Here is a 13,963-nt window from a genome sequence, read left to right as displayed (position 1 = left end):
GTCCCCCCTTCACAGGTCACGGGAGGAACATGGCGATGACAGTCTACTTGGCCAACCAAGCAGCGCCGCGTACACCGCTGCTATCACCATAGACTGCACGTCTTACAGTCACTTTGGGCTCATTTGAAAATATGTATTTATTCATCGCACTTGGTAGATCTTGGTATAGGCGCTCAATATTTGACATACCGCCACCTAACACAATGACATCAGGGTCAAGAATATTGCTTATTGAGGCAAAACTTCTCGCCATTTGGTCAAGCATTAACTGATACGCTGCCACCGCTTGTTCGTTGCCAGCATCAACCAATGCCATGATCTGCTGGGAATTCAGGTCAGCCTGATACTTGTGGTTATATTGCGCGGCAAAGCCAGTGCCAGAGATATACTGTTCAATGCAGTTTTTCTTACCACAATAACATTGACCAATATCGCCATCAGTTTCAGGATTATACCCCGGCAGAGGATTATGGCCCCACTCACCGGTGATCGCATTAGCCCCCGTGATTATACTTTGATTAACAACAATACCACCGCCACACCCGGTACCTAGGATAGCACCAAATACAACAGTACCGCCCCCTCCAGCACCATCGACTGCTTCAGATAACGCAAAGCAGTTCGCGTCATTGGCAATTCTTACTGTTTTTCCTGTTGCTTGGCATAGGTCGCCAATAACGTCGCGGCCATTTAGAAAGGTGCAGTTTGCATTTTTCATCTTTCCCGTAGTAGGGCAAATAGCACCAGGAAGTCCAATCCCAATCCCACCGAAAAAGCCAATCTTATTCTCAACGTCCATGAGCATTTCACGAATCTTTATGAGGAAAGCAGCATAGTCACCAGGTGTTGGTTGGCGTAATTTGAATAGCACCTCACCTTGATCAGACAGTACCTGAAGCTCAATTTTCGTTCCACCAATATCAAACCCTACTAGCATAATTTAATCTCGTATATCCATGACAAATCACTTTAAATAAAAGATTATTGCAAATAATAATATTACATACACAGAGTGTAATACCATAATTCAACGAAGATCTTTATTAAAGATAAGTTATAAAAAATAAGATGTAGTAATTATGTTTTTACATCTTATTTTTTATAACTACCATTGAGCGGGTTCATTTATTATCTTATGATAAATGATAATAGTCTCTCCTTGTAAATTTTACGGGAATAGAAGAGACCACAGGTAAATATAAGCAAGAATGGCTTTTAATTATCTTATCGTCATGTCTACTATTCTTCGAAACTTTGCTCGGTGGTCACCCATTTCTGAATAGAGTCACGGAACAAGGAAACATAACGGAAGTAAATATGATCAAATGCAATTAACATAGGCAACTGTCCAGAAATCATCCCTGTGGATTCCTCCCCTTTCAATGACACCGTTAGTAGCGTTTTATCTGCACAGTCGAGTAGTCGTGACTTCTCATTTGCCGTAATACACAGTAACTGAACACCTTTCGCTTTCATTTTCTCTGCTGATTGGATCATTCTGGTATTATTACCCTTCAGGGAGAGTAGTATCACCAATTCACCTTTACCAAGAATAGAACTGATCATTTCGATTGAGTCATTATCATGAACAATCTCAACAAACTTCCCTAATCGAGTTAATCGAAACTTGAGATCATGGGCAGCAAAAGAACTATAGCCCAACCCGAAGACATAGATAACACGATGTTTGTTTATCATTTCACTGAAGAAGTCAACATCGTTTTGGTTAAGGCGCTGATCAAACTGCTGTAACATTTCAAAATACTCATTTTGCAATGTCCGTGTTTCTGTAAACTCTGGATGCTCAGAGTCCAACTGGTTTTGATACAAGTATAGAAATTCTTTGAAATTATTCAGACCAATTTTTTTACAAAATCGAGTAATAGAAGCAGTTGAAACACCAATTTCTAAGGCAAGCTCTTCAATGTTCTTGGTTGGGTTAAGAGCAAGAAAATAGTCCGCAATTTTTTGATCGGTATTAGTAAATTTAAGACGGGCATACTCAAATAACAACCTGAAATCTTTTATCATATCTATCCGCTTAGGTCTTTCACTGCCAATCAATGAGAACAAAAGACAATCTACAATGAAAATAATTTCATTTCAATGCGGCATAGTCGTTTCGCCGGTCCTTAGATGCCACTCCCCCGTCAGTCAAAGGATAAGCCTAAGCCTATCCTTTGTTAACATTTTCAACAGCTACCACAGCACAGATTAGAAGTAGTACTCAACCCCAAGACGTACTTCGGTGATATCTGATTCATTGATTTCCATTTTCTTCACTCGGAAGTACAGCAGCGCTGGATCATCCAAGAAGTAGATAGCTTGGCCTGATAAGACGTTATCCGCAGTTCCACTCACTTTTCGGTTATCAATTTCAAGATCGTTATTAGCAGCATAACCTACTTTGAATTGCCAGAAACCAATATCATAAAGGGCACCCACAGAGTATGATGTTTGCGCTTGCTTTTCACCTATAATGTCTTCTATCGTTCCCGCATCTGACGTACCGTTGTTGTAGTCCGAATAGTCCGCAGACATCACTTTGTATGCACCAAAGAGCCCAATGCCATTCGAGAAAGCCAATTCAAAGCCAGTCACATAAGTTTGGTAATCTGAGTTTGCCGTCATCAGAGAACCTGATTCTTCTAGTTCAACTAAGCGCTCAGTACCATATTCATAACCCGCATGGAGTTGTAAAGGGCCATAGTTATAATGGACTGAAGCGCCGTAGAAATTACTGCTCGAATTTTCCAAGTTATTACCGCGACCTACTGCTAACGTTGTAGTCAATCCATTCCAGTTCGGACTACTCCAGCTAACTTGATCAGCCTGCCTATCGTAATATGCGCCACCAGCAATATCGTCTCCCCAGTCAAATACATTTCCCAGACCTGGGTTTGAATAAGGCCAATCAATAATGGCATATACCGGTGTCAGAAAACGACCAAATTGTACCCGTCCCCAACTGTCATCTTCAAACGCGCCAAAAGTATCTCGAAATCCTAATTGACCATCACCGCTATTCTCCCCTGAACCAACGTTGTTCCCCTCAATTTGCCATATCAATCTTGGACCACGCTCTAATTCTTTCGCGCCACGGAAGCCAATTCGTGATTCATTATCCAAACGATTTATTGTATCTTTGCCATCTTCAGCATAACTATACATTGAAATGGCAACTTGACCGTATAGCTCAATATCATCATTTGCTGTTGCAAGAGAGGATAGTAAGGCTGCAGCACACATTACAGCACAATACTTAGCTTTCATAATTTGTCCTATTATTAATATAAAAAAGAAACAGACTAAGTACGATAGGCAAGTAGCCAAAAATGTAAAAATCAAGTTATTAAATATACTTAGCTGGTATTGAAATAATATCTAACTGAGTCTTTTTTGAATATTGGACATTTATCCACTTCATAGCACAGAGAGCTAATACGACAAAAAACATGATCCCGTTCATACTTCAGCAAAATGTAAGTAAATCCATTGGTATTTAATAAAGCCATGTCTAATAAATTGCGTTATTAGACATATGTCCAGTATATTGGAGTTTATTCCACTTTATGCCTCGATGAAGTTTAAATACAATATCTATCATTTAAAATTCCCATTAAACAAACACTCACCAAGGAGTTCGTTTTGTCCACTTTGTTACTTGATGGTAAATGGAAGCTGACATCACCACAGCATCCGAACATTGATATTTCTTGTGCACTACCAGGTGACATACACTCAGCATTAATACATTCCGGACTGCTTGAGAATCCTTACCTCGGCTGTAATGAACAGAACGTTCAGTGGGTTGGAGAGAGTGAATGGCACTTGGAGAGAACCTTTCACATTGACGCCGAGTGGTTCGAGGCTAACGCCATTGACTTAAAGTTAGAGTTTGTTGATACCCTCGCCGAATTCACAATCAATGGTCACCCTGTTGTCAGCTGTAGCAACATGTTCAGGCGTTATACTGTGGATGTATTGCCTTATCTAAAGCCGGGACAGAATGAGATAAAAATTGAGCTAAAGCGTGCAGATATTGAAGCCGCCGAACGCGCAAAACGACTCCCTTTCCCAGTGCCGTGGGCTGTGGGCAACAACCAAATACCCCATATGAACACGCTGCGTAAAACCCAATGCCATGCTGGATGGGACTGGGGTATTTGCTTGCTCGTTAGCGGTATCTACCAGTCGATTGTCCTTGAGCCAGTTCATAAAACCCGCCTGAACCGGGTTCAGACTGTACAACACTGGCAAGACGATGGCAGCTGTGAGCTAGAGATCAACGTAAGCTTTGATGTAACTGCACACAGCGACGAACCAAGTACGATAAAAGTTGAATTTGACGACCAAATCTACCTCCTCCCGGTTGATATGGCTACATTGGATACACAATGTACAACTTTCACTGTAAGTGTCGCCAAGCCTAAGCGGTGGTGGCCAGCAGGCTATGGTGATGCATATCTCTACCCACTGACTGTTACTCTGAATCAACATCAGATCAGCAAAAAGCTTGGTTTGCGTAAGCTAGAGCTAGATACTTCTGTGGATGACATTGGTAGCGCGATGACCTTTGTTGTCAACGACCAGGCTATCATGGCTAAAGGTGCCAACTGGATCCCGTTAGATGCGCTACCTTCCTCCCATACCCCTGAAAACTATCGCCGCCTACTAGAAGACGCAAAAGCCGCCAACATGAACATGATTCGAGTTTGGGGCGGCGGAATGTATGAACATGACATTTTCTACGAGCTCTGTGACGAACTCGGCTTGATGATATGGCAAGACCTTATGTTTGCCTGTGCCCTTTACCCTTCGACAAAAGAGTTCATGAAGGATGTAGAGCTAGAAGTTATTGATCAGGTACGTCGCTTATCAGACCACCCTTCGCTTGCTCTTTGGTGTGGCGACAATGAAGTGATCGGTGCTATCGGTTGGTACCCTGAGTCAAAAAATAATCGCGAGAAATATGTTGTTAACTATGACCGACTGAACAACATGCTTGCACGTGTCGTGGAAGAAGAAGACCCAACCCGCCGCTTCTGGGCTAGCTCACCATGTAACGGTGAACTCGACTTTGGCGATGCGTGGCACGATGATGACAGTGGGGACATGCACTTCTGGGATGTTTGGCATTCGGGCAAATCGCTTGATGCATACTACAGCGTGAAACCTAGGTTCTGCTCTGAGTTTGGCTATCAATCTTGGCCGTCACTTCCTACGGTAAAAACCTATGCGGAAGAGAGTGACTGGAATGTCACATCGCCGACATTTGAGCAACACCAGAAGAACGGACGTGGTAACAGCATTATTACTGAAATGTTCACCCGCTATTTCCGCTTCCCAACCACCTTTGAAAATATGCTTTACCTTAGCCAGGTACAGCAAGCATTAGCGATCAAAACTGCCAGTGAGTACTGGAGAGCACACAAGGATCATTGTCGAGGCATTCTTTATTGGCAACTAAATGACTGCTGGCCTGTCAGCTCTTGGTCGAGCATTGAATATACCGGGCGCTGGAAGCAACTGCATTACCATGCAAAACGATTTTTTGCACCACAGCTAGCGACTTTTATCGAAGAAAATGATGTGATCACTCTACACGTCATTAACGATCAGCACCGCCCTGTTACGCTAACAGGAACAGTGAGAAAGATAGGTTGGAACGGCGAGGTGCTCCAGTCGTGGCCGGTTGAATCAGCCTTGGTCGCTGATGGGGTTACTCAACCTTGGTCAACCACTCTGAACAAGAGTAATCCGCAAACCGATTACTTCCTGCATGTTGAGCTTCATGACAAAGCGCAAGTTATAGAGAACACATTCTACCCTGCACTGTACAAGCATGCTGACATTCAAAAAAGCAACATTGAATGGACAATCATCAACGAAGAAGGGCAACACTACATTGTACTGGACTGCGACCAACCCGCCCACTTCGTCCATATTGAATTTGATGGTGAAGGTCGCTTTGAGGATTCAAGCTTTACCTTGTTGCCAGCGACAATCACTGGATCGCAACGCAAAGTGAAATATCTTGGTAACGCATCTGTTGATACCTTGCTGGCAGGAGTGACAATCTATGACCTTCGAAGCACCTATTAAATCGCTTATCGCAACGAAGTAAAGTAAACTGGAGCCACTACTAATTCGGCCATAAACCGGATTATAAATAAAAGATAAAAGCCGACGTATTCGTCGGCTTTTATTCTCATCAGCACATATTACTTCTCTACGGCTGCGTCACTATTATCCTATCCCTGCGGTTATGAAAAGCATCTAACCACCGGGGCGAGGCTTTGCCCGTGTCTGCGAGCTGGTTTCAACATGGATTGAAATTATAGTGCAGAGAGGAATTTATCAATCTTCTCTTTATGTGCCGCTTCAACCTCTGGGGTTGGAATGGCCATGTCTTTATGTGTGAAGTACACCAACAGTGCCATTTGTGCGGTGAGTCGGTTTTCAGCCTCATCAAAGATCAGTGAATTATCCGCTTCCATTACGCCACGGGTACACTCGCGCTGATCATTGGCTGGCAGACAGTGCATGAACATTGAGTTCGGCCCAGCTTTCGCCATCATGGCTTCTGTCACAACATACTCTGGGATGAAGGTTGATAGGCGAATCTCTTTCTCATCTTCCTGACCAAACCAGTAGAAGCTATCTGCGACGATAATATCGCAGCCTGCCACCTCATCGGTGTTGTCAGTAATGACCAACTTACCGCCTGATGTTTCACAGTTTCCTAGCGCAATATCAATCCACTTCTGTGGTGCCTTGAAGCGTTCAGGACAGATATGCTTGAAGGTCATGCCAAATTTAGTGCAGGCAAACATCAAAGAAGACGCTACATTGGTCGCATCCCCTACAAACGCCACCGTCAAATCGCTGAGATCTTTACCTTCTGGCAGGTGCTCTTTCATGGTGAACAAGTCAGCCATGATCTGGGTTGGATGTAACCAATCACACAATCCATTGATAACTGGCACGCTGGCATACTTAGCCAGCCCTGCGACAGTGTCATGTTCATCAACACGCGCCATAATGACATCCACCATACGCGATAGCACACGGCCTGTATCTTCGAGCGACTCTTTAGCCCCTAAGTGAATATCTTTTGGTGACAGAAACAATGCATGGCCGCCAAGAATTGTTGCTGCCGTTTCAAAAGACACACGAGTGCGGGTTGAAGGCTGCTCGAAAATCATCGCAACAGATTTGCCTTTGAATAGCTGAGGAACGGCGTTATCTCGGCGCGCTTGTTTCAGCATTGCCATCAGTTCTAAAATTTCTTCAAGTTCTTGTTTGGTAAAATCCTGTGTTTTAAGAAAATGGCGCAGGTTAGGTTTAGTCAGTTCAGTTGCACTAGAAGATGGAAGTCTCATTTTCGTATCCTTTTACCAGAGTTAATTTATTCGTCCAGCAATAACGCTGTGGTGTATTGCTTGGTTGAATTCAGTATCTAGAAAAAGAAATAATAATTCTAAAATTAGAATCACTAATCGGTACAGTCATTTCACCTTGAATAACTAGATTGACACATGTCACATCTATTATATTCATCTTACACTGATTATCGATATTCTATTTTAATATTTCCTATAACAACAAAAACCCACTACAGAAAATAACTGTAGTGGATTCAATCTAATAAATCTATCTTTTGACTATAATGTAATTAGTTTATCAATACTGCCTTCGGTAATTGCTTCGGCAAATAGGTACCCAAATAAGCCTCGGTGATCACTATCGCTTCTCGCGCCATTTCAGGTGCGATCTCACCATTTTCTCTATAGTTCATCGAGTAAACTTTATCTGCAACCTGCAGCGCTATAGCAAATATATTGACATCACTCGGCAGCTCAGGGAGAGTAAAATATTGTCGGTAGATATTCTCTACTTTCTTTCCCAATAGTAGATCATTTTGTGCATCAGCCTGCCTGACGGATGAGTAGGTATGTTGCCCTAATAATGTGTGCTGCGCCAAAGGAGCCAAACGATAATAATCGACAAAGCTCTGCTCTATCATTCTATTTATATCAGACCAATGGTGAACATTTTCAGCCACGATAGCGTCGTCTAACACCCGTTCAAAGTCATCAAATACCTTGTTCATTAACTCACAAATCAAAGATTCGATATTCGGATAATGATGATAAACCGTTGATGCAGCAATAGCCGCTTCTTTAGCAACATCATAAATGGATATTGAATTCACCTCTCTTTGTGATGCCAGACTAATCGCTGCTGAATGGATCCTTTCAAGTCTCTTCTCTGTCGACTCTTTTCGCATTAAATAACCTATCCGTGTATATGTGTACCAGAACGGCTTGCCATGATATCTGAAGCTTTATGGAGTGAGCCAATATGCGCTGTACCTAACGAATGGCTGGCAAACTCACAACATGCCTCAACCTTAGGCGCCATTGATCCCGCAGCAAACGTATATTGCAGCAACTGCTTAACCGTTACATCGTAGAGTGGCTGCTCAGTTGGCTTGCCCCAATCCACGCAAACATAATCACCATCAGTCAATATGAGAAAGTGCTCTGCATTCAACTGCTTGGCTAATGTCGCAGCAGAAAAGTCTTTATCAACTACCGCCTCAACCCCGTTAATTTCACCTTCATGCTCAATCACCGGGCAACCTCCACCACCACAACATATTACTGTATGACCGGCATCGAGTAATGTGCGTATACTATCAATTTCGATAATTCCTTTGGGGAATGGCGAAGGAACGACACGACGCCAATACTCACCATCGGGCTTGATTTGCCAGCCATATTGCACAGCCTTGGCTTGTGCCGTCTGTTTATCGTAAACCGGCCCTATGAATTTATTTGGCTTACCAAAGGCAGGATCATCTTTATCGACCAAGATTTGTGTCACAACCGTGCTCACCTGGCCATTGCGCATATATTTCCTCATGCTCTGGGCCATCATATAACCAATCATGCCTTGGGTTTCGGCGCCTAATACATCGAGCGGATAAGGTGGCGCATCGGCATAGGCTAAATTTTGTAAGGCCAGTAAGCCGACTTGTGGGCCATTACCATGCACAACAACAACCCGATAGTCTTCACTTAATTGGGCTAGCGCTTTGGAGGCAACATCAATATTACTGGCTTGGTTTTCATAACTCATTAATTCGCCACGCTGCAAAAGTGCATTTCCGCCAACAGCAACCACAATAATTGGTTTTCCCTTTTTCATATCGTTTATCCACCTTAGCTATCAACAAGAAACTGATAATTAATCTAGCGCTAATGATAAACATCATTATTTGATTAGAATCAATTTTCTCTACCAAGTAGCATTGATACCTTTTAATCATGGTCGCAATCACGCCTTTGGCTTCCATATATTTACGATGCCCGATAAGTGATTCTAATAACGAATGTCAACGCTCATTAGGCATAAGATTTACTTCGTTAAATAAAGAATTAGACATCAAGCATAAATAACGTGTAACAATCACGGAGATATAATTATGGAAACACAAACTTCAGGCGGAAAAATGGGCGTCGGCAGTCTCGCCCTCTTCAGCCTATGTGCTGTTATCGTCGTTGATACCTTGACAGCTTCCGCCTCCATCGGTGCAAGTGCCATCGGGTGGTGGCTGGTCACCCTTATTGTTTTCGTCATTCCCTACGGATTAATCACTTCTGAACTTGGCACCACTTATCCGGGAGATGGCGGTATTTACGATTGGGTCAAAAAGGCGTTTGGCTACAAATGGGCAGTTAGAACCACGTGGTTTTACTGGATAAACGTCGGGCTATGGATGCCTGCGGTCTACATCATGTTTGCCGGTATGTTTGCTGAGCTCTTTTTCCCAGGGCTTTCCCTTATCTGGCAAATCGTCATCTGTATTGCGTTAACTTGGCTCACCATCTGGATCTGCAATGTCTCTGTGGATGTTGGCGTCTGGGTCACTAACATCGGGGCAATCCTTAAAGTCACGGTTATTTCCGTACTCGGCTTCGGCGGTTTCTTCTATGCCGCTAAGCATGGTGTGGCCAACGAATTCTCAATGTCTACAATGATGCCGAGCTTAGACACCGGTGTCGCTTTCCTTCCAGCCTTGGTATTCAACTTGATGGGCTTTGAACTGGTCGCCACCATGACCAAAGAAATGAAGGATGTCCGCGATATGCCAAAATCCATCTTCCTTGCCGCAGCTATCACTGCTTTCCTATATGTCTTCGGCACTGTTGGGATCCTAATGGCGCTACCGGTTCAAGATATTGGTTTGGTTGCTGGTATTGTCGATACGCTTCGCAAACTCTTTGGCACGGGTGTATTCGGAACGGGTATGGTTTACCTTATCGGTACCATGGCGCTGTTAACCTTCATCGGTAACATGGTGACTTGGACTATGGGTGCCAGCCGTGCCGCAGCAGAAGCGGCCAATGAGGGCGAACTACCTGAAACCGTCGCCAGAATGTCTGAGAAACACGACACCCCAGTCGGTGCCAACAATATTACCGGCATGCTCTCGACGGTGGTGATTCTGGCATATGCCGTGTTTGCCCAAACCAGTGATGATCTGTTCTGGTCAGTGTTTGCTTTCTCCAGTTGTATCTTCCTTCTTCCTTATCTGTTTATGTTCCCTTCATACCTGAAACTACGTATCAGTGACCCAGACACAGCGCGCCCTTTCCGTGTACCGGGTGGACTAGGCGTACAGTGGGCATTAAGCATCATCTGTTTTATCGTCATCGCCCAAGCCGTGATCCTCTTTATCTTCCCTGAGCTGATCGATATGACCGTTAACTGGACATACAGTGCACCTGTCCTTATAGGGGTCATTCTGACCGTGGGCATCGGCGAATATTTATTGAAGCTCGCCGTCAATAAAAAGAATGCCCAAAAAACAAATCAACCAAACCAGCAACCTTCTCATAGCCATTAAGATAGGATGTATAGCCATGAGCAAACGAATTGATTCAACACCAAGACAAGATGGTTTCAGAATGCCCGGCGAACACGAGCCCCAAGCCGCGGTATGGATGGCTTGGCCAGAGCGTACTGATAATTGGCGCTTTGGCGGAAAGCCGGCACAAACCACGTTCGTCAATGTCGCCGAGGCCATTTCCCAGTCGACTCCAGTAAACATGGTCGTCAGTGCCCAGCAGTTTGAAAACGCACGGCAAATGCTGCCAGATAACGTTCGGTTAGTCGAAATGAGCACAGATGACTCGTGGATGAGAGATATTGGCCCTTCCTATGTCATCGACAGCGAGGGACATAGGCGCGGCGTCGATTGGCATTTCAATGCATGGGGTGGATTAGTTGATGGACTTTACTTCCCATGGGACAAAGATGACGCTGTCGCACAAAAGGTTTGCGAGTTTCACGGTGATGCCAGTTACCGTGCGCCAATTGTTCTCGAAGGCGGCTCTATCCACGTTGATGGTGAAGGTACCCTGTACACCACTGAAGAATGCCTGCTCCACCCTAGCCGTAATCCAGACTTGTCCAAAGAAGAAATTGAGCAGGTACTATACGATTACCTCTCGGTAGAAAAAGTCATCTGGATCCCGAGTGGTTTATACAATGACGAGACCAATGGTCATGTCGACAACCTTATTCACGTTGTTCGTCCCGGTGAAATTGTACTGACTTGGTGTGATGATAAAACTGATCCGCAGTATGAAATCTCTCGTCATGCTTTAGATGTACTAGAGACACAAACTGACGCGAAGGGCCGTAAGATTAGAGTACACAAATTACCTATGCCGGGACCTTTGTTCATATCAGAAAATGAAGCCAATGGCGTTGATGTCTCAGAGGGTATGGAGCGCACGCCAGGCGAACGTCTGGCTGGCTCTTATGCCAACTATCTGGTGACCAATGATCAAATCGTCTACCCGCTACTGGATGACAATTTGGATTCTGAGGTGGAGGATTTACTGAACAATCTTTACCCCGGCTACAAAATTACAGGGGTCGATGCCCGGGAAATTTTGCTAGGTGGCGGTAATATTCACTGTATTACCCAGCAGGTTCCTTGTATCTGATTAATAGATTGAAACCGTTGCTTATTTAACCAATGAAAAGCGGACCTGAAAAAAGGTTCGCTTTTCGCGCTTTCTAAACTGACTATCCGCTGACACTTTCCTGACACAACACAAGCGCAAAAATCGTACATTCCGCACCTTGTTTTTGTCCCTTACTATTGCAGTTTAAACGATGAAAAAAATCACTTTGCTTCTGGCCCTATTTGCATCTGTTACCTTAACCGGCTGCCAACTGACCCATATCGAAGGAGAAGTTGACGGTGTGAACATCAAGGCATCAACCAAAGATGAACACCACAGCCATGGAAACGGTAACTTCTGCCCGCCAGGCCAAGCCAAGAAAGGCAATTGCTAATAAGCAAGCAGATTAGAGCCGCATCATCAATGCGGCTCACGATTCAAACTTGCAACAATCGGTCAGAACTCTTTATATAGCAGCCCGTTAGGTTATACTGATTCAATCACTTGTAGCTTTATGGAGGAACTCATGGATATCTCTAATCAGATATATTGGATCCTATTGCTTGCTGGGGCTATCTGCTTCATTGCGATACGTTTGATCGAAAAAATCATTAAGCGCAATAAAGACAAAACAAAGAGTCGTAACCAATAACCCCTTTCGTTTATCTATAACCCTTAGTGGATATAGCGGTAGACATCCAACCCGTTTATATCGATATCGGTCTCTTTCGCACTAACAATATCTGCCAGCAACTTGCCCGAGCCGCAGGCCATCGTCCAGCCTAATGTGCCATGACCGGAATTGGTGAACAGGTTCTTAATCGGTGTTTTACCAATAACTGGCGTGCCATCAGGCGTCATCGGCCTTAATCCCGTCCAGTATTCCGCTTTCTCTATCTCGCCTCCTTGTGGAAACAAGTCCTGAATAACCATTGTAATGGTTGCCTTACGCTTTTCAGCCAAGCCTAAATCAAACCCAGCCAGTTCTGCTGTACCGGCGACTCGGATCCGATCATTAAACCGAGTCATCGCCACCTTGTAGGTCTCGTCCATCACCGTTGATATCGGAGCCGCATCGCCATTTTTTATCGGCATGGTCAGCGAGTATCCCTTCACCGGATACACAGGTACCACAATCCCTGCTTGGGACAAAATCTGAGGCGAATAACTCCCCATCGCCACCACAAAGGCATCAGCCTTGTGCTCACCACGGCTAGTATGTACCGAGGTAATTCGATTGTCGTCCACCTCTAAACGGGACACATCGGTATCAAACAGAAACTTAACCCCTGCTTGTTCTGCCAAAACGGTAAGTTGCTGACAAAACAGGTAACAATCCCCCGTTTCATCATCCGGTAGGCGTAAACCACCCACCAGCTTTTCTTGTACCGATGCCAGCGCGGGTTCTGCGGCAACACAGCCGGCAACATCTAGCTCCTGATAACGCGTACCGCTTGCGGCCAATAATTCAATATCTTTGGCTACCGCTTCCATCTGCTTACTGGTGCGAAACACCTGCAATGTGCCCTGCTGACGGCCTTCGTAGTTCAACTCAAGATCATTACGCAGCTGCTTCAGGCACTCACGGCTATAATTTGCGATGCGCAGCATGCGAGATTTGTTTACCTGATAACGGTTGATATTGCAGTTAGCCAACATCTTGCTGGCCCAGAGGTACAACTCAGGCGAAACAGATGGCTTGATTTTCAACGGTGCATGCTCTTGCATTAGCCACTTCATCGCTTTCACTGGAATCCCCGGTGCTGCCCAAGGTGATGAATAGCCATAAGAAATCTGCCCTGCATTGGCAAAGCTGGTTTCCTCGGCACTGCGAGACTGGCGATCAATAACGGTGACATCATGACCGGCTTGGCGCAGATACCATGCCGACGTCAACCCAACCACGCCACTACCCAATACAATAACTTCCATCTGAACCCTCAATCAAACTCATCCAGCAAATCTGGATTAATAAC

12 protein-coding genes are annotated in these 13,963 nt (G+C 44.6%); 5 read left to right on the top strand and 7 right to left on the bottom strand.

The window, feature by feature from the left end:
• Window positions 1–43: 43 nt before the first annotated feature.
• The 3 genes from C9I99_RS10965 to C9I99_RS10955 all read right to left on the bottom strand — a co-directional run bounded on the left by C9I99_RS10965 (window position 44) and on the right by C9I99_RS10955 (window position 3,273).
• Window positions 44–937 (bottom strand): ROK family protein, encoded by an 894-nt coding sequence (locus C9I99_RS10965; protein ID WP_107348929.1) that lies wholly within the window; start codon window positions 935–937, stop codon window positions 44–46.
• A gap of 302 nt (window positions 938–1,239) precedes the next feature.
• Window positions 1,240–2,031, bottom strand: coding sequence for a MurR/RpiR family transcriptional regulator (locus C9I99_RS10960; protein WP_107348928.1), 792 nt, complete (start codon window positions 2,029–2,031; stop codon window positions 1,240–1,242).
• A 183-nt stretch (window positions 2,032–2,214) separates the two neighbouring features.
• Window positions 2,215–3,273, bottom strand: a complete 1,059-nt coding sequence (locus tag C9I99_RS10955) for a porin (RefSeq protein ID WP_107348927.1) — start codon at window positions 3,271–3,273, stop codon at window positions 2,215–2,217.
• Between the two features lie 375 nt (window positions 3,274–3,648).
• Here C9I99_RS10955 and C9I99_RS10950 point away from each other — a divergent pair, with 375 nt between their 5' ends.
• Window positions 3,649–6,105 (top strand): beta-mannosidase, encoded by a 2,457-nt coding sequence (locus C9I99_RS10950; protein ID WP_107348926.1) that lies wholly within the window; start codon window positions 3,649–3,651, stop codon window positions 6,103–6,105.
• A gap of 233 nt (window positions 6,106–6,338) precedes the next feature.
• Here C9I99_RS10950 and ptcA read toward each other — a convergent pair whose 3' ends face one another.
• The 3 genes from ptcA to arcC all read right to left on the bottom strand — a co-directional run bounded on the left by ptcA (window position 6,339) and on the right by arcC (window position 9,216).
• Window positions 6,339–7,385 (bottom strand): putrescine carbamoyltransferase, encoded by a 1,047-nt coding sequence (ptcA, locus tag C9I99_RS10945; protein ID WP_107348925.1) that lies wholly within the window; start codon window positions 7,383–7,385, stop codon window positions 6,339–6,341.
• Between the two features lie 293 nt (window positions 7,386–7,678).
• Window positions 7,679–8,293, bottom strand: a complete 615-nt coding sequence (locus C9I99_RS10940; RefSeq protein WP_107348924.1) for a TetR/AcrR family transcriptional regulator — start codon at window positions 8,291–8,293, stop codon at window positions 7,679–7,681.
• Window positions 8,294–8,301: 8 nt separating this feature from the next.
• Window positions 8,302–9,216 carry a carbamate kinase gene (arcC, locus tag C9I99_RS10935; protein WP_107348923.1) on the bottom strand — a complete coding sequence of 305 codons (915 nt, stop codon included), beginning with the start codon at window positions 9,214–9,216 and terminating at the stop codon, window positions 8,302–8,304.
• Between the two features lie 277 nt (window positions 9,217–9,493).
• On the opposite strand from arcC, the gene C9I99_RS10930 reads away from it, so the two are divergent.
• The 4 genes from C9I99_RS10930 to C9I99_RS27540 all read left to right on the top strand — a co-directional run bounded on the left by C9I99_RS10930 (window position 9,494) and on the right by C9I99_RS27540 (window position 12,639).
• On the top strand, window positions 9,494–10,918 hold the full coding sequence (locus tag C9I99_RS10930; protein WP_107348922.1) for an APC family permease: 1,425 nt from the start codon (window positions 9,494–9,496) through the stop codon (window positions 10,916–10,918).
• A 16-nt stretch (window positions 10,919–10,934) separates the two neighbouring features.
• Window positions 10,935–12,026, top strand: coding sequence for an agmatine deiminase (gene aguA / locus C9I99_RS10925; RefSeq protein WP_107348921.1), 1,092 nt, complete (start codon window positions 10,935–10,937; stop codon window positions 12,024–12,026).
• 172 nt (window positions 12,027–12,198) lie between these two features.
• Window positions 12,199–12,381 carry a hypothetical protein gene (locus tag C9I99_RS10920; RefSeq protein WP_107348920.1) on the top strand — a complete coding sequence of 61 codons (183 nt, stop codon included), beginning with the start codon at window positions 12,199–12,201 and terminating at the stop codon, window positions 12,379–12,381.
• Between the two features lie 132 nt (window positions 12,382–12,513).
• Complete coding sequence (locus C9I99_RS27540) at window positions 12,514–12,639, top strand: hypothetical protein (protein WP_275937916.1); 126 nt, start codon at window positions 12,514–12,516, stop codon at window positions 12,637–12,639.
• Between the two features lie 23 nt (window positions 12,640–12,662).
• Here the strand turns inward: C9I99_RS27540 and C9I99_RS10915 are convergent, their stop codons facing one another.
• On the bottom strand, window positions 12,663–13,919 hold the full coding sequence (locus C9I99_RS10915; protein ID WP_107348919.1) for a D-amino acid dehydrogenase: 1,257 nt from the start codon (window positions 13,917–13,919) through the stop codon (window positions 12,663–12,665).
• Between the last annotated feature and the right edge of the window lie 44 nt (window positions 13,920–13,963).

The sequence above is a fragment of the Photobacterium lutimaris genome (genome assembly GCF_003025555.1).
GTDB classification, from domain to species: Bacteria; Pseudomonadota; Gammaproteobacteria; order Enterobacterales; family Vibrionaceae; genus Photobacterium; species Photobacterium lutimaris.
Note: the sequence above shows the minus strand (reverse complement) of the source record. Positions and strands in the feature narration are given on the sequence as shown.